The 24,044-nt window shown below is 30.1% G+C and carries 26 protein-coding genes and 2 riboswitches; of the genes, 23 read left to right on the top strand and 3 right to left on the bottom strand.

Translation table 11 applies throughout. The features are described 5' to 3' along the window. Nucleotides 1-26 precede the first annotated feature (26 nt). The 20 genes from KTC94_RS08300 (at nt 27) to KTC94_RS08205 (ending at nt 16,579) form a co-directional block, all read left to right on the top strand. Nucleotides 27-323, top strand: a complete 297-nt coding sequence (locus KTC94_RS08300) for a hypothetical protein (protein WP_165413325.1) — start codon at nt 27-29, stop codon at nt 321-323. 141 nt (nt 324-464) lie between these two features. Beyond that, complete coding sequence (locus KTC94_RS08295) at nt 465-755, top strand: hypothetical protein (protein WP_220286764.1); 291 nt, start codon at nt 465-467, stop codon at nt 753-755. Next, a complete protein-coding gene (locus KTC94_RS08290) occupies nt 752-973 on the top strand; it encodes a hypothetical protein (RefSeq protein WP_220286763.1) in 222 nt (73 codons plus the stop codon). The genes KTC94_RS08295 and KTC94_RS08290 overlap by 4 nt, the downstream gene beginning before the upstream one ends. 166 nt (nt 974-1,139) lie before the next feature. Beyond that, a complete protein-coding gene (locus KTC94_RS08285; protein ID WP_220286762.1) occupies nt 1,140-1,280 on the top strand; it encodes a hypothetical protein in 141 nt (46 codons plus the stop codon). Between the two features lie 1,331 nt (nt 1,281-2,611). After that, nucleotides 2,612-3,313, top strand: coding sequence for a hypothetical protein (locus KTC94_RS08280; protein WP_220320274.1), 702 nt, complete (start codon nt 2,612-2,614; stop codon nt 3,311-3,313). A 245-nt stretch (nt 3,314-3,558) separates the two neighbouring features. After that, complete coding sequence (locus KTC94_RS08275; protein WP_220286760.1) at nt 3,559-4,452, top strand: hypothetical protein; 894 nt, start codon at nt 3,559-3,561, stop codon at nt 4,450-4,452. Nucleotides 4,453-5,053: 601 nt separating this feature from the next. Continuing rightward, on the top strand, nt 5,054-5,182 hold the full coding sequence (locus tag KTC94_RS08270) for a hypothetical protein (RefSeq protein WP_258280573.1): 129 nt from the start codon (nt 5,054-5,056) through the stop codon (nt 5,180-5,182). Between the two features lie 274 nt (nt 5,183-5,456). Beyond that, a complete protein-coding gene (locus tag KTC94_RS08265; protein WP_216303199.1) occupies nt 5,457-5,645 on the top strand; it encodes a hypothetical protein in 189 nt (62 codons plus the stop codon). A gap of 122 nt (nt 5,646-5,767) precedes the next feature. Beyond that, entirely contained in the window at nt 5,768-6,898 is a 1,131-nt protein-coding gene (locus tag KTC94_RS08260; protein WP_220320273.1) for a site-2 protease family protein, read from the top strand. 39 nt (nt 6,899-6,937) lie between these two features. After that, the gene (locus KTC94_RS08255) at nt 6,938-7,144 is read left to right on the top strand and encodes a hypothetical protein (RefSeq protein ID WP_216303197.1); all 207 of its coding nucleotides are present in this window, start codon (nt 6,938-6,940) and stop codon (nt 7,142-7,144) included. A 536-nt stretch (nt 7,145-7,680) separates the two neighbouring features. Next, the gene (locus tag KTC94_RS08250) at nt 7,681-8,541 is read left to right on the top strand and encodes a hypothetical protein (protein WP_220320272.1); all 861 of its coding nucleotides are present in this window, start codon (nt 7,681-7,683) and stop codon (nt 8,539-8,541) included. 640 nt (nt 8,542-9,181) lie between these two features. Next, nucleotides 9,182-9,448 carry a hypothetical protein gene (locus tag KTC94_RS08245; protein WP_220286757.1) on the top strand — a complete coding sequence of 89 codons (267 nt, stop codon included), beginning with the start codon at nt 9,182-9,184 and terminating at the stop codon, nt 9,446-9,448. A gap of 104 nt (nt 9,449-9,552) precedes the next feature. After that, complete coding sequence (locus tag KTC94_RS08240; RefSeq protein ID WP_258876442.1) at nt 9,553-9,678, top strand: hypothetical protein; 126 nt, start codon at nt 9,553-9,555, stop codon at nt 9,676-9,678. Between the two features lie 190 nt (nt 9,679-9,868). After that, nucleotides 9,869-10,048, top strand: coding sequence for a hypothetical protein (locus tag KTC94_RS08235; protein ID WP_220320271.1), 180 nt, complete (start codon nt 9,869-9,871; stop codon nt 10,046-10,048). A gap of 170 nt (nt 10,049-10,218) precedes the next feature. Further along, the gene (locus KTC94_RS08230) at nt 10,219-11,016 is read left to right on the top strand and encodes an alpha/beta hydrolase family protein (protein WP_220286756.1); all 798 of its coding nucleotides are present in this window, start codon (nt 10,219-10,221) and stop codon (nt 11,014-11,016) included. Between the two features lie 236 nt (nt 11,017-11,252). Then, nucleotides 11,253-11,516 carry a TM1266 family iron-only hydrogenase system putative regulator gene (locus KTC94_RS08225; RefSeq protein ID WP_216303192.1) on the top strand — a complete coding sequence of 88 codons (264 nt, stop codon included), beginning with the start codon at nt 11,253-11,255 and terminating at the stop codon, nt 11,514-11,516. A gap of 73 nt (nt 11,517-11,589) precedes the next feature. Continuing rightward, complete coding sequence (hydG, locus tag KTC94_RS08220) at nt 11,590-13,008, top strand: [FeFe] hydrogenase H-cluster radical SAM maturase HydG (RefSeq protein WP_220286755.1); 1,419 nt, start codon at nt 11,590-11,592, stop codon at nt 13,006-13,008. 303 nt (nt 13,009-13,311) lie between these two features. Further along, on the top strand, nt 13,312-14,757 hold the full coding sequence (locus tag KTC94_RS08215) for an NAD(P)/FAD-dependent oxidoreductase (protein ID WP_220286754.1): 1,446 nt from the start codon (nt 13,312-13,314) through the stop codon (nt 14,755-14,757). Between the two features lie 126 nt (nt 14,758-14,883). After that, nucleotides 14,884-15,246, top strand: a complete 363-nt coding sequence (locus tag KTC94_RS08210) for a DUF2294 domain-containing protein (RefSeq protein WP_220286753.1) — start codon at nt 14,884-14,886, stop codon at nt 15,244-15,246. 142 nt (nt 15,247-15,388) lie between these two features. Continuing rightward, nucleotides 15,389-16,579 carry an OFA family MFS transporter gene (locus KTC94_RS08205; RefSeq protein WP_216303188.1) on the top strand — a complete coding sequence of 397 codons (1,191 nt, stop codon included), beginning with the start codon at nt 15,389-15,391 and terminating at the stop codon, nt 16,577-16,579. A gap of 202 nt (nt 16,580-16,781) precedes the next feature. Here the strand turns inward: KTC94_RS08205 and thiT are convergent, their stop codons facing one another. Further along, nucleotides 16,782-17,423 (bottom strand): energy-coupled thiamine transporter ThiT, encoded by a 642-nt coding sequence (thiT, locus tag KTC94_RS08200; RefSeq protein WP_220320270.1) that lies wholly within the window; start codon nt 17,421-17,423, stop codon nt 16,782-16,784. A gap of 87 nt (nt 17,424-17,510) precedes the next feature. Continuing rightward, a riboswitch (TPP riboswitch) is annotated at nt 17,511-17,615 on the bottom strand. Between the two features lie 272 nt (nt 17,616-17,887). Here thiT and KTC94_RS08195 point away from each other — a divergent pair. Further along, entirely contained in the window at nt 17,888-18,751 is an 864-nt protein-coding gene (locus KTC94_RS08195) for a polysaccharide deacetylase family protein (protein WP_216303186.1), read from the top strand. A gap of 66 nt (nt 18,752-18,817) precedes the next feature. Here the strand turns inward: KTC94_RS08195 and metA are convergent, their stop codons facing one another. After that, nucleotides 18,818-19,735 carry a homoserine O-succinyltransferase gene (gene metA / locus KTC94_RS08190; protein WP_220286750.1) on the bottom strand — a complete coding sequence of 306 codons (918 nt, stop codon included), beginning with the start codon at nt 19,733-19,735 and terminating at the stop codon, nt 18,818-18,820. Nucleotides 19,736-19,847: 112 nt separating this feature from the next. After that, nucleotides 19,848-19,959: riboswitch (SAM riboswitch) on the bottom strand. A 210-nt stretch (nt 19,960-20,169) separates the two neighbouring features. Between metA and KTC94_RS08185 the strand changes: the two genes are divergently transcribed. Next, a complete protein-coding gene (locus KTC94_RS08185; RefSeq protein WP_258280571.1) occupies nt 20,170-21,555 on the top strand; it encodes an MATE family efflux transporter in 1,386 nt (461 codons plus the stop codon). Between the two features lie 83 nt (nt 21,556-21,638). Here the strand turns inward: KTC94_RS08185 and yjeM are convergent, their stop codons facing one another. Beyond that, nucleotides 21,639-23,171: a glutamate/gamma-aminobutyrate family transporter YjeM gene (yjeM, locus tag KTC94_RS08180; RefSeq protein ID WP_220286749.1), complete on the bottom strand. Its 1,533-nt coding sequence runs from the start codon at nt 23,169-23,171 to the stop codon at nt 21,639-21,641. Between the two features lie 238 nt (nt 23,172-23,409). Here yjeM and ybaK point away from each other — a divergent pair, with 238 nt between their 5' ends. Then, nucleotides 23,410-23,880 (top strand): Cys-tRNA(Pro) deacylase, encoded by a 471-nt coding sequence (ybaK, locus tag KTC94_RS08175; RefSeq protein ID WP_220320269.1) that lies wholly within the window; start codon nt 23,410-23,412, stop codon nt 23,878-23,880. Nucleotides 23,881-24,044: the final 164 nt, after the last annotated feature.

Below are 24,044 nucleotides of genomic sequence, written 5' to 3'. Positions count from 1 at the left end.
ATAGTAAATATAAAGGAGTTTATTAAATGCCGAGAAATATTAAAATAACAGATAATGATAATTGCATTTTATATGAGGGTAATCTTTATAAACTACCAGTTGCAGAGAATATTATTATTGAGCAAAGTATTGAATACTTCAATGATTCAGAACCCTGTTTTTTACATAAAAGCGCAGTTACAAAAAAAATATATTATGAAATTGAAGACTTTTTTCAAGAAAAAGATAACATTGGCGTTAAAGAGATAAAATTAGGTGAATTTCCATTAATTTTGAAACGTCTTCTTGAGAAGATTGGAAATGCTAAAAGCATTTACTTGTAGTATGACATATTTGATGTGTATTTTTATTAATTAATATACCAATAAACTAATTTCTTTTAAAAAAGATAAGTAATCATTAATTATTATTGATTACTCATCTTTTTTCTTTTGATATTAATTTCTATTCTTTTGGATATCAACTTGAATGAAGAAAGAAATGGATTGTCATTAGGTGGAGAAATCAGGAAATTGGATGATTATAAAAATGAAATGATTTTTGTGACAAATCACATACAAATGGCATTTAAAGTTTTTCAGTATAAACTAAGAGTTTTAGAGTTTATTGATAAAAATTATAATATTGATAAACAGTTAAAAGAAAGTATTTTAATTGCAACGAAAATATTAAACAAGAATAAGGAAGAAATTGAAGAAAAATCATTGCAAATTAAGTTTGGAAAATATGTAGGGGAAATGGATGTGAGATTTTGAAAATCATTAATAAATTTTATGAATTTGCTATGTCCGATTATGCAGCTAATGTTAGAAAATATATTCCTTGTTTAATTATAATTTCAATTATCCAATTTAATATTAGTAGCTTTTGGCCAGAAGGCATATTAGAAATTTTTATGTTTTTAGTATTGTTTGTAGTTAATTTGAAATTTATTTGCGCTGTAATCAAAAGCTATAAAGAATTTTGCAAGTAGAATTATGGTGTTTTTTATGGGTGAATTTAAACGGTATTACCCTTATTTTACAAAAAAGCTATCCAATAAAACGATACTTAGTTTAGAAGTGGAAGGCTTCGTAAATCTACAAAACAAATACAACATTAATTATATTCGAAAAGTAATAGAAAAAAGGTGGGTATAAATGAATATATTCAAGGACTTTGTTAAACAAGACACTATACTCTCAAAATTATCAACTAATGGAAGTAATTTATTTTTGGCGGTAGTATTACTTTTAGGCACATCAATAGTCTTAATTAATAGCTTTTTTTATTATTTCTGATATGTTTTTTATAAGTAGATTTTTACGGTGTCGTTAAAAAAAGGATTAACAGGTGTAGAATTGTTAGGTGCCTGTAAAAACATGGATGCGGGCACAAGCCTAAGGGGGAAGAAGTAATCACCTAGATAAAACATTTAACATAGTTGGTATCACCCTATTGAATGGACACAACTAAAAAAGAGTTGTAAAATTCATTTTATGGAATGATTTTTTTGAAAAAATAAAGAAATTATCAAGTTAAAGTTAATCTAAACACTGTAAATATGTATTTAGAAGAAAATATAGGTGGAATTACTATCGCAAAGACTTTAGGCCTTAACAGGTGTGGCAGAGTTTTATTAATGCTCAAGAAGTGTTTTATGTGGGTAGGATAAAAATTAATACTAATATTTATACAGAAAATGAGATCACCGAATATGGACCTAAAACAAGAAAAACGTATTATCATCTAAATATTAAAGAGCTCGCAGAGTATTTAGCCAAATATTCACTCTGTTGGGGAGTAATATATCCAATGCTACTATGTATCATTTTTATGGTTTATTGACCTTTTATTTATCTAATCTGTTACTGTTGATTTTGATAGGGAATATTCACTGCTTAACCCTGCTAAGCTTTTTTCCAGAGTTAGATAGCTCTACTATTGTATTTTTGAATAAAGCTGTATATTGTTTTTGACCTCTTGCAATTATAAACACATCCTTATCATATTTATATTTTAATGTGTTCGGTTTTTAGTGTCTACAATATTATACTAACACCAAATGAGTGGTAATTTCTCTTGGAAATATAACCATTAATTTCGCTAGTAAGCTATTAATATATATTATGGAAATCAGTATTCGAAGTCAAGCAAGGGAGCAGGCACGATGAGTAAAAGCATTTTATGAAATTTGACTAAATCATATTACAATAGAAGTCTGTGAAAGCAAATTATATAGATAATAATGTATTTAATAGAACGGGAAGTTGATTTAAGCAAAGAGATAACTTCTGGTTAGCATATAATAATAAATTACAAAAGGGGAACATATGAGTTTAGTGTTTATATATATCATTATAAGTTTTTTATTAACGAACATAATTCACGAGCTAATTCATTTTTTGGCTTTGAAATTAATAGGATTGGATATATATTGTCTTGATGCTTATCCAATTAAAATTTATAAAAATGAAGATAAATATAATATAAAAATAGATATAAGCTTAAAGAATACATGCCTGGTTTTGTTTTACCTGAAATAAGTATGCTTAGAAATAAAACTGATTTTAAAATTCAAAAAAATAAAATTATATTTATAACTTTGGCCGGTTCTTTTGGAAGTTCAGTATTGGGAATCATAATTAATATAATATATAATTATTATATTCCAAATTTGTTTATTAAAGTTTTTGGTGTTATGTCAATGATAATAGGGGGTCTTACTCTTTTATTTAGTGATGGGATAATGTCTTATAGGCTATACAAGGATAAAGTGTTTGCCGTATCAACTTTATTTTACTATAATAATATATTATCAAATCAAAAGCAAAATATTAATGAGGAGAATCTGTTTATTTACAAATATGCTAATGATGTATGTGAAGAATTAAATATGGAAGATAAATTTTTCCACAACATCAGCCATAATAAAAATCAAATAAATTTACAGACATATATACTTTATTATGTATTAATTAATAGTATTGATGGTTTTAATATAAATATAATTAAAAACATGGAGAATTTAATAGAAAAGTTATCCCAAATAAAATATTTAAATGGAAATCTGTTTGAATATATAAATGTAATTGTTATATATATGGTAATTAAAGAGGGAAAATTAGAAGAGGCAAAAAAAATATTTGAGTTAATAAGAAATAGTTCTAATAAGAGAAATTTTTATCAAAAATACATTATTAGTAGAACAAAATATTTTCTTAACGAGATTACTTATAATGAGGTTTTAAACTCAATTCCTAAATCATCTATTGTAAATAGTAGATTAGAAAAATTATTATTTGAACAATTTAGGAATTTATATATTCTTTAGAACGGACATCTCACCCCATTATAAAAAATGGAACGTAGTGACTAGTTTTTAGTTACTAATTAGCTGCAAATGCTACAAAATTTGCTGATTAATAAGGTTACATAAAAATAATTAATAACTAACACCTTGACTTTAATCTAAGAAGATCTAATTACTTTTGGGGTTAGTGATGATAAACAAGAACCATTGAGATACGTCTAAATACCCATGTCAAAAAATAATTATAAAAATAGGAGATATTATAAATGAAAAAGTCTGTTAAGATCTTAATGTTATTAAATTTAATTAGTTATATAAGTAATTTTGCATTTGCATTTATATATTCATACGATAAAATCGTATTGAAAAATAATTTAACAATAGAAGTGTTTTGGGTATTGTCACCATATGTATTTTTAATCGCTACATCATTTATATTAGCTACTGATAACAAAGAAGGATATAAAATGTTTAAAATTGAAGCAATAATCGATTGGGTTATAAGAGTTGCATCATGTTGTGTTGCTTTTCAAGGATTTAATTTCAAATTTTTATCAGCAGGGTTTATTATACAACAAGTCATATTAGCTTCTTTATTAATTGTTAATGTATATTTGGAATATAAGATGTATAAAAAAGCAAAAAAACATACACCTGTTAAAAAAGAAAATATGGAAGTTGAAATAATATCTGAAGAAGAAAAACAAAATATAAGAGAAATTGGTAAAGCGGCAACACTTGGAATGAATTCATTTTTTATATTTGCGGGTTTTGGAATGGGTATAACACAAATACATCAGATTGATATTAAATTACTAAGAATATTTATTGTATTTGTTTCTATTTATTCATTTATATGGTTTTGTATTGCTAATTATAGAAAGTGTTATTTATTTTATTTAGATAAATCTTTAGCAAAGAGAATTTTTGTTAGAGACGGTTTGTATGCATCTCTTGGATATATATTAGTTCTTATATCTGCATTTGGATTTTTTGGGATAGGTACTTTGCTTGAATCTGCGGTTATATTGATTGGGATTTTATTACTATATCCAACAATATGTACTGATAGAAAAATAGGACTTAGATATACAAAAGTTAAAGATATTTTAGGTGAAAATTTTTATTTGTATTTTAATTGTAAAGAAAAGAATTTGTAGCAAGGTGAAGAATGCGACTGCGACTCCTGCAGTTTGTGTATAAATCGGATTTTCTGAATTATAATCATCACCATAGAAGGAACTGTTTTCAGTGACTTCTATGGTGATTTTCAGTTACATCCTATGGGGTTTGGACAGTCACCTAAAAAAGGAATAAAGCGACGGTTTGGTAAAAAGAGTATGGAGCTGTTCAAGGTAAGGTTTTAAATATAGATCAAGGTGCGACTATAGGTAATGAAAAAGGGAATGTATATTTCAAGGTTAAAGTAAAACTTGATAAAAATTACCTTGCAGATAAAAAAGGAGGAAAAGTTAATGTTACCCTTGGTATGATTACAGAAACTAGGGTTAAGTATGAAAAAATCACATATATGAAATACTTCATGGAACAGATTGGGATAAAACTTAATTAGCTATTTTAGGTGTCAGCAAGTGCTTTTGATATAAATAATGCAATTAATGTGATTATTAATTGTAGTAAACAGTTGAAAATATTATAATAATGGGAAGGGGATTAAAAAATTGAAATGGCTTTAAAATTACCGAATAATTATGTTGAGGTTGAGAGTGGTGAGATGGAGTATGGTTAGGAGTTGATGTTATGCCAGTTCGGGTAGCTGGAGAAGGAGCTATCTCATCATATATTAGAAAGGTAGGAGTTAGTGAGGGAAAAAAATATTTAATAGGAATATTAAAACCAAATTACTTTCTATTGGTGCTGGAGCACTAGCAGGTAGCCTTGTTGGTGCAGTAAATTTTGCAATAAATGCCGCTGATATTGGAAACACTGTTGCAAGATACTTAGATAATCATGATTCAAAACCAGGAAACGGTTGGTTATCAATATAAATTTTATAATATAGTAAAAAAATAAGTATTACCAGCTTTAACATTGTATCTTGGTACACTTAATAGTGCATAACAAAATATTAATGTTGAAGCTCGATTATACACAATGTGAGATATAAAAAGTATAGTTTTAAAATTATAAGGAGATGATTTATATGAAAGTCACAAAAGGAAAAGTAATTACTTGTATAAAGTTTTCAGTGTCACTTTGTTTTTTTAATTTTTTGTTTGACTATTTTTTCAGACCATCAAATATAAGTTTAGCAAGAAATATTTCTGTTGCAGTTGGTGTTGCAGTAGGGGTGGTTTTCTATAGCACAATTTTTGATAAAAAGGCAAACTGATATATATATTACTAAAAATTGGAGTATAATATTTATATAAAATTTAAGAAGGTGTATATGATAATTAAAAAGAAAAATATAAAATTAATATATATTAGGTTGCCATGTGGAGATTTCATATTATGAATATAAGTAATAAAAAAATAATGGGTCTTGTTTCATTTTTTGTAGGTATAGATATATTAATAATATTAACAGCGTTATGTAAAATTAAAAACTTATCTATTGATATTGAAAGTGTTCACAAATACAGTATATTAATATTATTAGTTTTATTATTAAGTTGTATTTATATCGATATAATAATTCATGAATTAGGTCACTTTATAGCTGGAAAATTAGTTGGATTTAAATTCTATTCTTTTACTATTTTTCCGTTTGAAATAAGAAATCAAAATCAAAAAGTCATTTTTCAAATCACTGGCAATTATGGGTTATTAGGTTCGTGTATGATGTATCCCAAGACTTTTAGTAAATTATTTAAAGAGTTATTAATATATTATCTTGGAGGCATAGGTTTGAACTTTATATTTATAATTGCATATTTATTTTTGATAATTTATAAGGTACCTAACATGAATAATATTTTCATAAAAATATTTTTTTGTTTTTTATTAATTATTAGTGAATTTAATTTAATTAAAAATGTTATACCAAGTAAAGTTAATGGAATGAAAACAGATGGCTCAAATGTATTGACTATAATAAACCCATCAGATTCCAATGATATTGATTTAATGGAAATGGTAATATCATTGCAACTTTTTTGTGGTATTAGAACAAGGGATATAAATTTTAAAGTACTAAATAATCGAAATATATTTAGTGATAAAAGCTTTCACGAATATATAAGCTTATATTATTTTTATTATTACCTAGATAGTGGAAATTTTGATAAAGCCCAAGTATGTATAGGTATAATTGAAGAAAATATTGATGAATATACTAAGGATGTAAGGCTAGATGTAATGTGTGAAATTTTATATTCTTATTGTTATATTAAAAAAGATATCAACAAATCAAAAGAAATATATACACAAATTTCACAAGTACTTTTAAATGATAAAAGTATTGGTGGTTTTCGAATACAAATGGCATATGAACTTTATATTAAAAAAGATATTGTAAAGGCTTTAGAATTTGGGCAGAGTGGATTAAGTTTAGTTAATCAGGATGAAGTAAAAGGAATAGATATTTTTGAAAAAGCTGAAATAGAAAGAATGATTGAACGAATCTCCAATTATAGTAATTAGCAAACAGAAGGCATACACCGTGATAGAGTAGTTATTACTGTGGCAGGAATGGAAGGTGACTTAGGGTGGATGGGTATGAAACTAGATAAAGAATATTATGTGATAGTGTCTATAATAGTATTTGTATGTGGTCTTATTATTAGTACTTATAATTTATATAATTTTACTGGATTTTTAATAATATTGCTACCGAGTACTATATTTAATGTTAGTTGGCATTGGTATCATAATGATAAAGGAGAATGATGTAGAACACTTAGGGAGCAGTTGTGATTTAAAGTGTATATGCTTTTATGTTAAGAGGTGGTCTGCTTTATGAGAAAAAGATAATCAGGCTAATAACTAAAGGTGGTTGCCAAGGATGTAGGTGATTAACATCTTGATTTAAGAGAGAAATAATGTCTCTCATCTGAATGCCCAAATTAAGTAACTTTAGCTCAAATAATTTAGACAAATGGAGCTAATTTGGTTTGTGACTAAATAGTAACTATAGTTAATAGATTTCAATTTTAGTATTATTTAATTTTTTGGGGGGGGAATCAATTAATTACATAAATAATAATATATTTCATAGAAAATTCAGATTCACTAAAATAATAATTAATGTTATTATACTAATAATCTTAATGAAGGGTGCGTATAAAACCAATTTATATAACATAGTTTTAGGTAAAGTGAATTTAAAAAATGATTACATGTTGAATAGAATGGTAATGTATTTTATTGTGGGAATTTTAATCTACTTTGTTTCAATTTTTATGCATGAATTAGGTCATTATTTAATGAGTAAATTAGTATGTATAAAGTTGAAATTATTTGTTGTAGGGCCAAGCATATATATGAATGATAAAAAAAGTCTCTTGTCATATACAAACCAATATATAAAGATATTATATGGGGGACCGATATTTACATTTGTAATTATTCTCATTTCATCCCTGTTTATAATAGAAAATAAATTTACTGTGATTTGTATGATTTTATTAATTGTAAATTGGTCAATTTTTATAACTATATTTTATAGCAGCATTAGTGTATATGGTGACTATTGTTTAATTGATTTACTCAAAAGAAAGCCTGAGTTTGTTATATTAATGTTTTCTATTCAATTCTCATCTGAATATCCAATTAATAATTTTATAGTTGAAGAATCTGAGCTGTTTGTGGACAAAATTTTGTCCAAGTGTGAATATAATAATATGGTCGTAGCACTAATAAACAGAATTATTGATCAAAAGATAATAAATGGAGAGAATTTAAGTATTCAGTTTATTAAATTTAAAGAATGGATTTTTAATTATTACTTTAAGTCTTCAAAAGGAAATATAATGTTTGATGCTAAAATTATAAAAGTTGCTTATAAATTCCTTCTGCATGAATACTCTTTAACAAAATATGAACTTAAATTAGATAATTATAAAAATTTTGATAAGTTTTTAACCTTAAATAATTATAATACATTTAAATATTTTGCCATGATAAACGAAAGTTTAAGAGGATTATTTAGTGACGGTACTGGTTTTGATAAAAAATACAAAGAATATATTTGTGATGCGGGACAAATACTTTCAAAATGTAGTAACTATAAAAATTTGTTAGAAGATATTATGAAGAAATTAGGAGGCTGTGAGAAAAGTCTGTAAAATACAGCTTTCTATGCTAAAAATAATAGCTCCTAAATGAAACAAATTTTTTTTGTTTTACTTTGGTCATACGGATATCTCGCTTGATTGTTGCCAAAGAAGAAACTTTATATTTAATTGATAGCTAATTATAAAAAGTGTGATTTATTTTATTTAGATAAATCTTTAGCAAAGAGAATTTTTGTTAGAGACGCTTTGTATGCATCTCTTGGATATATATTAGTTCTTATATCTGCATTTGGATTTTTTGGAATAGGTACTTTGCTTGAATCTGCGGTTATATTATTGGAATTTTATTACTATATCCAACAATATGTACTGATAGAAAAATAGGACTTAGATATACAAAAGTTAAAGATATTTTAGGTGAAAATTTTTATTCGTATTTTAATTGTAAAGAAAAGAATTTGTAGCAAGGTGAAGAATGCGACTGCGACTCCTGCAGTTTGTGTATAAATCGGATTTTCTGAATTATAATCATCACCATAGAAGGAACTGTTTTCAGTGACTTCTATGGTGATTTTCAGTTACATCCTATGGGGTTTGGACAGTCACCTGAAAAAAGGGAATGAAGCTGAGTTAAGTAAAGGGATAACAACCTCCGGTTAGTATAGAATAATAAAGTATAAAAGGGGAACATATGAGTTTAGTGTTTATATATATCATTATAAGTTTTTTATTAGCGAACATAATTCACGAGCTAATTCATTTTTGGGCTTTAAAATTAATAGAATTGGATATATGTCTTGATGCTTATTCAATTAAAGTTTATAAAAATGAAGGTAAATATAATATAAAAATAGATATTAAGTTGAAAGAATACATGCCTGGTTTTGTTTTACCTAAAATAAGTATGGTTAGAAATGAAACTGATTTTAAAATTAAAAAAATAAAATTATTTATTTAGCTTTAGCTGGTTCTTTTGGAAGTTTACTACTAACAAAAAAAGAATGATGGAGATTGCTAAGGGTTAACAGACCCTATGGCTAGATAGTGGATGGAGAGTGTGTGATGAAAATTACAACGAAAGACAGAATGGTTTCATTTATAAAAGTGTTTTTGATATTTTTTGTGATTAATTTTATTGGTCAATATTTTTTAAAACATTCAATTATGGATTTATACACAATAATCTAGCCGGAGCAGGACTAGTTGTCGCATGCTCGTATGGTCAAGTATGGGTAATTGCTTCTATAATGAAAGTTACTTTTGCTGCTGCAGTGAATAGCTTGGGAATTGCAGGAGTTGCAACTATAGTTGGAGGTACATTTGGAGTTTCAAAGGGTTAGTTGCGCTTGCGCTAAGTAAAGTTTTTTAAGGAGGATTTATGACTAAGAAAATGAAACTTGTAAGCTACATCGTAATGCAGTCTTTCATATTATTAGCTGCATTTTTAATAATACTTTTATCATTAAAGTATTATTTATCAATGATGATACCATTGATAATGATTATAATTGCACAAATACCAGTTTTTATATTTGGGTTTAGTAAAAATACGAAATAAAAATAGAGGGACTGTCATACTGAATTAGTGGTAGACTTTCATTATTACGCTTAAGATAAAAAAGTAGAGGAAAACGTCATTGCATTCATTCCTCTATTTTAAACTATTCGAAATATAGTGTATATAGTATTATACTAATACTAAAAATACTTTAGAGGAGCGGATAAAAAATGGCATTTTTACAAGTGAACTTTGCTTCAAAAGCCTTAAAAAGAGATGTTACTTTCAATGCTCTTATACCAATTGATACAATAGAAATACAGGAGGAAGAAATAATTAAGAAAAAACCAATGAAAGCGCTGTATCTCTTGCATGGGTTAACTGGAAATTACACTGATTGGGTTTGTAGTAGTAAAATTGAGGAACTATCTTTAAGACACAATATCGCAGTGTTTATGCCCTCTGGAGAAAATAATTTTTATTTAGACGATGTTGATAAAGGCGAATTGTTTGGTGAGTTCGTTGGAAATGATTTAGTGGAATTTACACGCAGGATATTTCCGTTATCAAGGAAAAGGGAAGATACATTTATAGGTGGGTTGTCTATGGGTGGATATGGAGCAATTCGAAATGGATTAAAATATTCTGACAATTTTAGCCGTATCATTGCATTATCTTCTGCTATAGTTACATACAATATTGCTGGAGCTTCTAGTGATTTTAAGGACGAAGTTCGTGACTATAAATTTTATACTAGAGTATTTGGTGATCTGAATCAACTTTTGGATAGTGATAAAGACCCAGAGGCACTTATTATTAAGTTGAAGAAGAAAAATGCTCTAATTCCTAAAATATATATGGCGTGCGGTACAAACGATTTTTTGTTAGATGTAAATCATAAATACCGTGATTTTTTAATTTCAGAAAATATAGATGTAACATATGTAGAAAGTCCTGGCAGCCATACGTGGGATTTTTGGAATGAATATATTGAAAAAGGAATCAGATGGGCAGTTAAAAATAAGTAAATAAATTGTTGTATTGCTTTTTACTATCAGGAGTGGTACGGTTAGATTGATTTTAAATTAACAAAGTTATCGTTCTGAATGCACGAGGGTTCGTCCCGAATGAGAAGGCGAGAGAATAGTTGGAATGTTCCAAAGAACATATCTTTATTGGTTGTACCTTTGGTTTCGACGTACTATCCTTGTGCCTTTTCGGGTGCAGGGGTTTTTTTTATTGTTTAAAAGAAAGGAGGTTGCCAATGGAAACAAGAATTGCTCTAATTGGAATTATCGTTGAAAACACAGATGCTGCTCCAAAGCTTAACTCTATTCTCCACGAATATAGAGAATACATAGTAGGAAGAATGGGAGTACCCTATCTGAAACGCCATATTTCGGTAATAAGTATCGTTGTGGATGCGCCGAATGATGTTATCAGTGCCCTGTCAGGTAAGCTTGGAATGCTACCAAATGTAAACACCAAAACGATTTATTCCAAGGCGCCACCTATAGCAAAGCAGTAAACGAATGATTAAATCAAGGTCTATAAGAGTTTGACCATTTATAAATAATAAATATTAAAAAGGGGTTTATGCTATGTATGATAATAAGTCTAAAAATGCAACTGAGTTTATTGATGACGGTGAAATTCTATCTACCATTTCTTATGCTCGAGAAAACAAAAGAAATCGTGAGCTAATTGATAGCCTGATAGAACGTGCAAAAGACTGTAAGGGTCTAACACACAGGGAGGCTGCAGTACTTCTCGAATGTGATTTGGAAGATGAAAAAGAAAAAATGTTCAAACTGGCAAAAGAGATTAAGCAGAAGTTTTATGGCAATCGTATTGTTATTTTTGCTCCACTATATCTTTCGAACTATTGCGTAAATGGTTGTGTGTATTGTCCATATCACGCTAAAAATAAAACAATATCCCGTAAAAAACTTACGCAAGAAGAAATAGCACAAGAGGTCAAAGCACTTCAGGATATGGGACACAAGCGATTGGCTTTAGAATCAGGAGAAGACCCTGTGAACAATCCAATTGAATATATCCTTGAAAGTATAAAGACCATTTATAGTATTAAGCATAAAAATGGAGATATCCGCCGTGTCAATGTCAATATTGCTGCAACTACAGTGGAAGAATATAAGAAACTTAAGGATGCGGGTATCGGTACCTACATACTTTTCCAGGAAACGTATAACAAAAAAAATTATGAGGAGTTGCACCCAACAGGACCAAAGCACAACTATGAATATCATACGCAGGCTATGGATCGTGCCATGGAGGCTGGTATTGATGATGTGGGGATCGGAGTTTTATTCGGTTTAAATATGTACCGTTATGACTTTGTTGGACTACTCATGCATGCAGAGCATTTAGAGGCAGCCATGGGTGTGGGTCCACATACAATTAGTGTTCCTCGAATATGCCCTGCTGATGATATTGACCCAAATACGTTCTCAAATTCAATCTCGGATGAGATGTTCGAAAAAATTGTGGCTATTATTCGTATCGCTGTTCCATACACTGGCATGATTGTATCAACCCGTGAATCGAAAATAACACGTGAGCGTGTGTTGGAACTGGGTATATCTCAGGTAAGCGGAGGCTCATGCACCAGCGTTGGCGGATATGCGCAGACAGAAACGGAAGAAGATAACTCGAAGCAATTTGAAGTAACTGACACTCGTAAATTAGATGAAATTGTAAACTGGCTTTTGGAATTTGGGTATATTCCAAGCTTTTGCACCGCCTGTTATAGAGAAGGGCGTACAGGTGATCGTTTCATGAGCCTTGTAAAATCAGGTCAAATTGGAAACTGCTGTCAGCCGAACGCACTAATGACACTTAAAGAATATTTGGAGGATTATGCTTCACTTGATACCAAAAAAAAGGGCGAGATGGTAATTGAAAATGAGATTCCTAATATAAAAAATGAAAAGGTTCGTACAATTGCAATAGAGCATTTAAAAGAACTTAAGGAAGGGAAGCGAGATTTCCGTTTCTGATATTACAAATTAACATTTAAACATAACCATAATCATAAAATACAGTAAAGGTGTGTGTCAAAGTAATTGACACATGCTTTTTACGTTCTCGCATTAAGTAAAATTTATTTAATAGCTCAGCAACTATAAAATTACATCGCATTTATTTTTATAAACAACATACACGGCGAAAACTAATAAATAAGAAAACGATTTTATTGAAAATATCTATTATAATGTAAATAATTATATTATAATAGATATTAACAAAGATTAAATATTAAAAGGTTTTAAATATTAATAATATGTTGAGGGGTGATATTTATGTATGATGTAATTATTATAGGAGCAGGAGTAGTAGGTGCAGCGATAGCAAGGGAACTTTCAAGATATAATCTAAAAATAGGCGTTTTAGAAAAAGAAGATGACGTTGCAACGAAAGCATCAAAAGCAAATAGTGGAATAGTTCATGGTGGATATGCTGCAAAGTACGGTACATTAAAAGGACGATTATGCGGAAAAGGAAACAAAATGTATAGAAGTCTTGAGGAAGAATTAAATTTTGGATACAGACAAACAGGAGCTTTAGTGATTGGATTTAATGAAGGTGACGAGAAAAAAATTACTGAGCTTTATGAAAATGGTCTAAAATTAGACTGTAATGATTTAGAGGTGATAAGAGGAGCGAGACTAAAAGGAATAGAGCCACACTTAAATAGTGAAGTAAAGGTAGCACTATATGCTAAAAGCGTAGGGGTAGCGTCTCCTTATGAATTTACAATTGCGTTAGTAGAAAATGCTATAACTAATGGCGTTGAACTTAAGCTTGAAAATGAAGTAATATCTATAGAAAAATTAGAAGATAAGTTTATTGTACATACTAACAAGGAGGATATTAAAGCAAGATATATTATAAATGCTGCGGGTTTGCATAGTGATAATATATCTAACATGGTAGGGATCGATGATTTTAAAATAACACCAAAGAGAGGCCAATATATTTTAATGGGAAAAGATCAAGGGCACCTTGTGAATACTGTTATTTTTCAAGTGCCTACAGATAAAGGGAAAGGGATATTAGTAACTACCACATATCATGGCAATTTTATGATAGGACCTAATGCAGAAGAAGTGAGTAATGGAGATGATGTGTCAACTACCGCTGAAACTTTAAAAGATGTCATTATGGCGGCTAGAAAGTCCATACCTGATTTTAATGTGAGAGGCGCATTAACTACTTTTTCAGGGATAAGAGCTAGTAGCAGTACGGGGGATTTTATCATTGAGGAAAGCAGAGTTAAAAGATTTATTAATGTGGCTGGGATAGATTCTCCGGGGCTTACATCATCGCCAGCAATTGCTGAGATGGTGGTAGAAATACTTAAGAATTCAGGAATGAATCTTGTGAAGAATAATAATTTTAATCCTTATAGAAAAGGAATAATAGTAAAAAAAGATAATAGTTTTGATGGAGAAGTTAATCATGAAGATAAATCAAAAAATATTATATGCAGATGTGAGCAGGTTACAGAGGCAGAGATTATAGATGCGCTTCATAGAAATATACCAATTAACTCTATAGATGCGATTAAAAGACGTACAAGAGCAGGAATGGGAACTTGCCAAGGGAATTTTTGTAAACCTAGAGTTAAGGCTATTATAGCAAGAGAACTGAATATTTGCGAAGATAAAGTGAACGTGCGAGGCAAAAGTGATTCTAAACCGCCTGTTAGAGCGGAAATAAATTTGATTAGGAAATTTGAATCTTAGCAAAGGATAATAAAGTAACAAACTACAACCTTAAATATTATTATTTACAATTATCAATTGATATGCTAAAATTATTTATTATATCAAGACTCTGATTCTATTTATGATGATTTATGGAGGAGCTCAATGACAAAAGGACAAATTGAAGCGAAATTAAGCGAAGCAATTAGTAAATTTGAGATTGAACACATGGGTAGAGGCCCAGAAAAAATTCGGACAATCATATTTCAAGATTTAATAATAGTAAGACTTAAAGGATTTTTAAGTAAATCAGAAAAAAGCTTGGCTCAAAGCAAGGAAGGCGTCGATTTAATTAAAAGACTGAATATTGCTTTGTTTGAGAATGCAAGAGAAAATTTGGAAGAAACTATAAAATCTATAATTGATGTTAATATAGTAAGTACTTATTCTGATGTGAGTACCAAAACAGGTGAAAAAATTATAGCTATAATTGTAGACCAAGATATTGAAGAACGATTAATAAAATAATCATGGAAGACGCACTGAAGGGTCAATGACCAGTCAAGGGGTAAGCCAATAACAATAACTCTGAGTGAGGAGTTTTTGTTATTGGCTTTTTTATTGATTTTAATTTTAAAGGAGTATTATAAAAAACGAAGGGGATGATAATATGAAATTTAAGCAAAGGTGGATATATGTGATTTTGGGAATTATAATTATGATGTGCTTAGGCACTGTATACTCATGGAGTGTTTTTAGGATTCCAATTGAAAAGGCTTTTAATATAGGATCTACTCAAAGTGGCTTTCCTTACATGGTTTCTTTAGCAGCTTATTCATTTTTTATGTTTATAACTGGAAAATATTTAGAGAAATACAGTCCAAGAATGGTTGTTTCTATGGGTGCACTTCTTGTAGCATTAGGATGGATATTATCTGCATATGCACCAAATATATATATTTTAACTATAACATATGGGGTAATAATTGGCGCTGGCGTAGGCATAGCATATGGAGCTCCGATGACGGTAGTAGCAAAATGGTTTCCAGAAAAAAAAGGCTTAGTAGTAGGCATTGTATTAATAGGATTTGGGTTGTCACCACTTATAACAGCTCCACTTGCAAGAAATTTAATAGAAAGTTATGGAATAACAAAAGCTTTCCTAATATTAGGTGTATCTTTTGGGGTAATAATACCTTTGCTTTCGTATCCATTTAGATATCCGTCTGATGTGGAAAGTAAAAGTCTTGAAACAACTGCAAGCACAAAAATTCATATGAATGGTACGAATACTGCTAAAATGATTAAATCAAAAAACTTTAAAGGGTTATATGTAAATTTTATGATTGGATCAATGATTGGACTAATGTTAATTGGAATGACAAGTAACGTTGGTGTAGAACTCATTAAGCTATCCCCAAAAACAGTAGCTTTATTAATGATCGTATTTGCAGTTTTTAATGGAATAGGTAGACCTATATTTGGCTTGATTACGGATAAGTACTCGTCTAAAACCGCCATGCTAATTTCTTACGCACTAATTATTATCGCAGCATTATTAATGCTAGTGGCAAATGAAGGCAGTTTAGTATTATTTAGTATAGCGTTTTCGATATTTTGGTTTAATCTTGGAGGATGGTTAGCTATAGCGCCTACTTCAACTCTTGATATGTATGGAACGAAACATTATAGTGAGAATTATGGTGTTGTGTTTACGGCATATGGTATAGGAGCCATTATCGGGGTGTTGGCTTCTGGACTTCTAATGGATATCCTTGCGAATTATAATTATATTTTTTATTTTATAATTGGTTTATGTATTATGGGTATTCTTTCATCTAAAAGAATGATTAAAACATAATCTAACAGAATTGCCCATTTTAGTGGGCTAGAGTTAAGAGATGATTGATAGTAATTTCAAAGTTATTATATTTAATGCTACGTAATATTAATATTACGTAGCATTAAATATAATACAGTAAACTTCATGATGAACAGAATAATGTATTAGTATAACTTTTGGTTGAAGAAAAACGTGAAGTAGGTAGTAGATATATTTCGAGTTAATTTAGAGCTTTGGTTATAGCTAACTTTGATAATCGTTTTAAAGGTAGAAGCCCAATAATTACACAGGTAATAATGGTTTCCACACTTAGGTATGAACCGTTATATAAAAGGGAGTATAAATAAACAGAGGTTCCTTTTGGAGCATAGCTTTCGAAGAACACTACTCCAGAAATAAAATGGCATGTAAATCTAGCTAGCATTGCTACGACTACGCCAATAAGTATGACCTTAGTATTACGTGATCTAAAGTAACCAACTATTCCAATGGCCATAAAAGGAAGCGGATAATCAAATAGTACTTGCACTGGATGGAGTGCGAAGGGTGCTACTAAAAAATTAATAATTCCAAATAAAAAACCTGTTAAAAACCCAACTTCAGGACCATAAAATAAGGATATAAGTATGATTGGAACCATGCTCCCAGCAGTAATGCTACCACCTTGTGGTAATTTTATAATTGTAATAAACTGCAATACAGTAGATAATGCAAGAGATATACCAACTAAAGTTATCATCTGCGTAGTAAATTTAATTTTCCTAACTTTCAAAACTGCATAGATTAATAACAAAACTCCTAATAGTGCAAAAAGAGCAATGGGGGTTTTTGTAATTTCAGCGATTCTTTCGGTAAAAGTCATTTTTATAGCCTCCATGTATTGTGCTACAGAAGTATTATGGCAAAAACAAAAAAACTATATTCAAAAAAGGAATATAGTTAATGTACTTATACATCATAACCGCTTTCCTCCGCTGGTATTATCCAGATCAGGTATAAGGGTCAATGAATTAAATATTCATATCTCAGCCATTAGGCACCCCTAGCACATATATTATTATTATAATTTAATTATATAGAAGTATATTATATTTTACAACCTGTTTTAGATATTTATGAATTAAAAGAAAATAATAAAATAAAGAAAATACCGGAAAAGATTGATTTTATAATCTGGATGGTATAAAGTTAATAAATGTAAGGTGATCAATTTAGCATTAGGGTTACAAAATACTCAGGGAATTTATTATTAAGGGGTTTTGTATTAGATGATGAAGATTAAAAAATAATATGTGTTTCCGAAAAAATACATACAAGGAGGTTATTATGAGAAAAAAAATAATTTTAATATTTACACTCGTTATTTTAATGTCTCTTTCGGGGTGTTCAAGATCGAAGACTGCTACAATAAAAAAAACTGCCCCAGTTAAACCAGCAACTGCAGTTGAACCCATTAAACCGGCTGAACCCGCTCAAACCTCTTCGATACCCGCTTTTGACAAGACTGCTGTTATGAAGGCTTCAGGAAAGAGTGTTCCAGTTTTAATGTACCATTCAATTGACTACGAAAAAGATAATCCTATTCGTCTTCCTGTTAAAAGATTTGAGGAGCAACTAAAATATTTAAAAGATAATGGTTATTATACTATTACACTTACAAATTTATATGAATATCTTATTAAGGATATACCAATACCTGAAAAATCCATAGTTCTTACTTTTGATGATGGTTATGAAGATAATTATACGGATATGTTCCCTGTTTTGAAAAAGTATAATTTTAAAGCAACAATTTTTGTTATTACTGGTAGTATTGATAAAAGTCCTAACTATATGACTTCGAAACAGCTTGTGGAAATGGAAAAATATGGAGTGGAAATAGGGAGTCATACCGTAAAGCATGAAAATTTAAAAGAGATGCCTAAGGATAAGCAACTAGAAACTTTAGTTAAATCTAAAAAAGATTTGGAAAAAATATTAAATAAACAAATAAAATTCTTTTCCTACCCTTATGGTGGATACAGCAAAACTTCAATTGAGGCTGTACGAGAAGCAGGGTATACAATGGCTTTTAGTACTGACGGCAGATGGTCTTCCAAAGAGGATGGTATACTTTCCTTACATAGGGTATATATAAGTTCATTCCATGACATGGAAGAATTTAAGAAACGTATTTCTAATACAGATTAAATTTTAATAAAGTTCAATATTTAGAGTTGGGTCCCTAAGTTACTAGGGGCCCAACTTTTATATGTATTATTCTAGGTACACCAAATTGTAAGGTGTCTCCTGATAAACATAATAATTTAACCAGTTTAAAAAAAGCAAACTTGAGTGACCTCTCCATTTTACGATAGGTATTTTTAATGGATCGTCTTTTGGATAATAATTTTTGGGGACATTTATATTTAAGCCGTTTGCTATATCCCTGTCATATTCATTTTTTAATGTTAATGGATCATACTCTGAATGCCCGGTTATAAAAATTTGTCTTCCCTTTTTTGCTGATACAATGTAAATGCCTGATTCCTCAGATTCTGATAAAATTTCAAGCTCATCTATCTTATCAATATCAACTTTTCTTATTTCAGTATGTCTTGAATGTGGAACATAAAATTCATCGTCAAATCCACTCAAAAGTTTAACGTTTTGCTTTGTTATTTTATGTTTAAACACTCCAAATACTTTACTATCAAGTTTATGTTTTTGCACTCCGTAATGATAATGAAGCCCTGCTTGAGCACCCCAACAAATATGCAAGGTAGAGTATACATTGTGAACACTCCATTCCATAATTTTTTTAAGCTCCTCCCAGTAATCCACTTCTTCAAAGGGAATACTTTCAATTGGCGCTCCAGTTATTATCATTCCATCAAATCTAGAATTCTTTATTTCTTCAAAAGTGTTATAAAATTTAATTAAATGTTCCTGCGATATATTTTTACATGCATGGCTTGCAGGGTGAAGAAGAACTATATCAATCTGTAGTGGAGAGTTCCCAAGAAGTCTTAAAATTTGTGTTTCAGTATCGATTTTTGTTGGCATAAGGTTTAAAATCACAATTTTTAAAGGCCGAATATCTTGGTGAAATGCGCAGTCTTCTGTAATAGTAAAAATGTTCTCTTTATTTAAAGTTTTAAACGCTGGAAGATTGTCAGGTATTTTTATTGGCATTTGCATCCTCCTTGTAATTAGGCATCTTATAAAAAAAAGCTGCTTTCCTATAAGGAAAGCAGCGTGATTAACTTTAATAAACAATAAAATTGTATTATAAAATTTGCTATCGTCCTTATCTTTCAGATTTTATAATCTGATGGAATTGACACCATTGCACTCCACTTAAGAATGCTGGTTGTCGGGCATCATCGGGCCAGTCCCTCTGCCGCTCTGGATAAGTTGTATTCAGTTGTTATTGCTTAGTATATTACTCGTAAAAGCAATTGTCAATAGGTAAAAATGTCTTTGTTTTATTTTTGACAATATTGAACATATGTGTTACGATTGCTACTGTTCATCGGAGGGTATATAGATAATTATATGCTGGATAAGATGGTTGGATAAAGCCAACTGCCTTATCCAGCATTTTTTTATTTTAGGAGGCACATATTATGACACAACAGAACATTTTAACAGAAGGAAAGGTTATTATGAAACAAGAGAATACTTTAACAGAGGGTAAGGTTATCCCAACGCTTTTAAAATTTGCATTTCCGTTTCTATTAGCAAGCTTGTTGCAAGCACTCTATGGTGCAGCTGATTTGTTGGTTGTTGGACAGTTTGATAATTCGGCGCAAGTTTCTGCTGTGGCAACAGGAAGCCAGATTATGCAGACAATCACAAGCGTTATCCTTGGATTAACAACTGGAGGTACTATTTTAATTGGCAACTATTTGGGTGCAAAAAAATATAAAGATATTGCAGAGTCAGTTGGAACTATCATTTGTACATTTGGTATAATAGCAGCTGTGTTGACTGTAATTATGGTGGTAATGACAGGTACTATTACAAATTTAATGAATACGCCAACAGAGGCATTTAAATACACAAAAGAATATATTTTTATCTGTTCTTGTGGTATTCCATTTATTATAGGGTACAATGCGTTGAGTGGTATTCTGCGAGGGCTAGGCAATTCAAAAGCACCATTATTCTTTATTGCGGTAGCTTGCGTAACTAATATTATGGTAGATTTAATATTAGTGGGTGGGTTCCATATGGGGGCGCCAGGAGCTGCAATTGCTACTATAGCTGCTCAAGCTATAAGCTTCATAATTGGGGTGCTGTATATAAAAAAGATAGGTTTTAACTTTGAGTTTCATCGTAGTCATATTAGGATTGAAGCAGGAAAAGCAAAGAAGGTATTTAAGCTAGGATTACCAATAGCATTACAGGATGGTTTAATTAATATTTCTTTTATAATAATTACAGCAGTTATTAATGTAATGGGACTTACTGCTTCTGCATCTGTAGGTGTTGTCGAAAAAATAATTGTATTTACAATGCTTCCAACGATTGCATTTGCTTCAGCAATTGCAGCGATGACAGCTCAGAATATGGGGGCAGGAAAGAAGGAAAGAGCAAAACAATGTTTGTATATAGGCACGGGATGCTCATTAATATTAGGAATAATATGTTATGCATATGCACAATGGAATCCAACATCGCTTACAGCATTGTTTTCTAGGGATACAGCGGTCATAGAAACAGCTGCATTATATATTAAATCATACAGCATCGATTGCATTTTGGTATGCTTTGTATTTTGTATGAACTCGTTTTTTAGTGGTTGTGGTAATTCGTTATTTCCAATGATTCACAGTTTAATTGCTACATTTATCATTCGTATACCGTTATCTTTTGTTTTAAGTAAAATAGTAGGTATGACTCTATATGAAATTGGATTTGCTTCTCCTCTTGCAACATTCGCATCACTTGTAATGTGTATAATCTACATGAAATCAGGTAAATGGAATAATAATAAAATTATTTATTGAGGAAATTATATAATATAATGTGAAAAGCAAAAAAATGATTTCTGTGCACAACACAGAAATCATCTTTTTGATTCAGCATAGACTTATTTAAAATTTTTATTTGTAAAGGGTATATTTTTATTTAAATATTTCTTTTCATAGTGGCTATACATAAACCAGGCAACAGCCGCAAAAAATATCGGGCCACCTATACTCCAAAGTGTTATGCTCAATTTTCCTTCCAGTGCTGGTTGTATTATTGAGAAGAAGTTTGCAAATCCAACAGTGAACATAACAACTATTGTCCATATTAGTGCACTTCTTTCAGTTTTGAATATTTCAAAAGGCTTAATAATATCTTTGTTTTTCTTAAATGGTGCAAAAGCAAAAGCTATAAACATGTATGGAAGAGTCATAGCTACATTAGTCATAGCTACTAATACAACGAAGAAACCTGACATATTCTCTCCACCAAAGGATACAAGAGCAATAATAACACAAACTATTGTAGCTTGAATCCACATAGCCCTTTGAGGCATTCCATTTTTCATTTCTGCCATTTTCCCAGGCCATAATTTAGCTGGAGTACCTTCAATTAATTGTTTTAATGGAGAAAACATTAATGTAAAGAATGCACCGGCTAAAGCTAAGAACATTGAAAGCCCAACGAATCTAGCTACTCCATGCGCCAAAGCTAAACATGTTGCTTCGCTTGCACCGAATGCGCTACCAAGAGAATATCCTAGGTTACTCATTACTACATAACCAACATTACCTAAGTGAACGCCATTTCCAGTCATAACAGTTGACCAGTTAGTAAATATACCAACAAGGAATAGTCCAAGTGCGTATCCAACTGAGATAACAATTGCTGAAATAACAACACCCTTAGGGAAGTTTTTTTCAGCATTTTCTGTTTCGTCAACTAGTCCTCCAACAACTTCAATACCACCATAAGCAAATATAGCAAATACTACGAAAGCAAATGATGAAATCATATTTCCAGAATAAGCAGGATCTGGCGAGGATATGAATGAACTAAGTCCAGTTATTGGCTGAGCTAACTGGCCATGATTTCCTATAAGGACTAGTAGAGATCCGACTAATAATACTACATTTAACAATGCAACTGCAGTGCCACCTAGTGAAGTTACCTTTTTAATTTTATCTAATCCCTTAGTTGATATAAATGTAACAAATATTATCCAAAGCATTCCAAGTATTCCTAAAGTTTTAGGCCCGGTTAATCCAAATAAGGAACAAGTCTGTGTTATATCTTTACCAAATATTGCATTCGATATTGGAACCCAAATTCCCGATGCAACGTTAACCATCCAAATTACATAAGATGCGTACCACATGAACGTTGCCATAAAAGCAAATTTAGCCCCCACTGATTTTTCCATCCATGAGTAGATTCCACCTTTTTCATCCTTGAAAGCTGCACCAAACTCAGATAGCATGAAAGCAAAAGGAATAAAAAATGTTATTCCAGACAGTATGTACCAAGGAATGGCAGCATAACCCATCTTATAGAATGATCTGGGAATGTTGTTAAATCCATAAACCGAAGTAAAAATCATTAAAACTAATGATACTAATGTTAAATGTTTAGTACTTTTTACTTTTTCCGACATGTTTTTTCCCCCTTTAATGTAGACGATCTAAGTTAATTTACTTTGTTAATATCATTATATAGCAACTGGTAAAAATTTCAATAGCAAAGGGGTTATTTATAGTTAATAATTGTAAAATAGACCAATAAATACTATTGTGATTAGGTAAATAGTGCATAAGGTAAGAAAAGAGGATATAATAAGGGAAGCTTTGAAACTAACTTTTTATTGTAAATCCATTTAAATAAAGGGGAAGATGATGATAAAAACAAATGCTATGCGAATTTTAGATAAAGGGAATGTAGAATACAATGTTATAACTTATGATATCAAAGATGATAAAATAGATGGAGTGTCTGTGGCAAATAAGATAGGTAGAGATGAAAAGTATGTCTATAAAACTTTAGTGACACATGGAATTTCTAAAAATATTTATATTATATTAATTCCAGTTAGAGAAGAAATGGACTTTAAGAAAGTAGCTAAAGTAACTAACGAGAAGAGAATAGAAATGTTAGATTTAAAGGATCTTCAAAAGGTTACAGGATATGTTAGAGGGGGGTGTTCCCCTATAGGTATGAAGAAACAGTATAAAACATTTATTGATAAAAGTGCTCTCGAAATAGATACCATAATTGTAAGTGCCGGAAAAATAGGAGTTCAAGTAGAAATCAACGCAAATTTATTAAAGGATAATGTGGAGGGTGAGTTTGCTTTTTTAGTAAAGTAATCTAACAATTATTCTGAGGGATTATCCAATCGGGATAATAAATTATCATAGGGTGGTGTATTAGCAATTTTAAAATAGGGGATGTTAATGATAAATTACGTTTCTAAAAACTTTTAACGACATTTCAGAAGGAAAGTCTCACACTTCTATAAGTGGGAGTAACT

Source organism: Clostridium sp. CM028, from assembly GCF_030585565.1.
In the GTDB taxonomy this organism is placed as follows: domain Bacteria; phylum Bacillota; class Clostridia; order Clostridiales; family Clostridiaceae; genus Clostridium_AD; species Clostridium_AD estertheticum_B.
The sequence above is the reverse complement of the archived record's forward strand: the minus strand, read 5'-3'. Positions and strand labels throughout refer to the sequence as shown.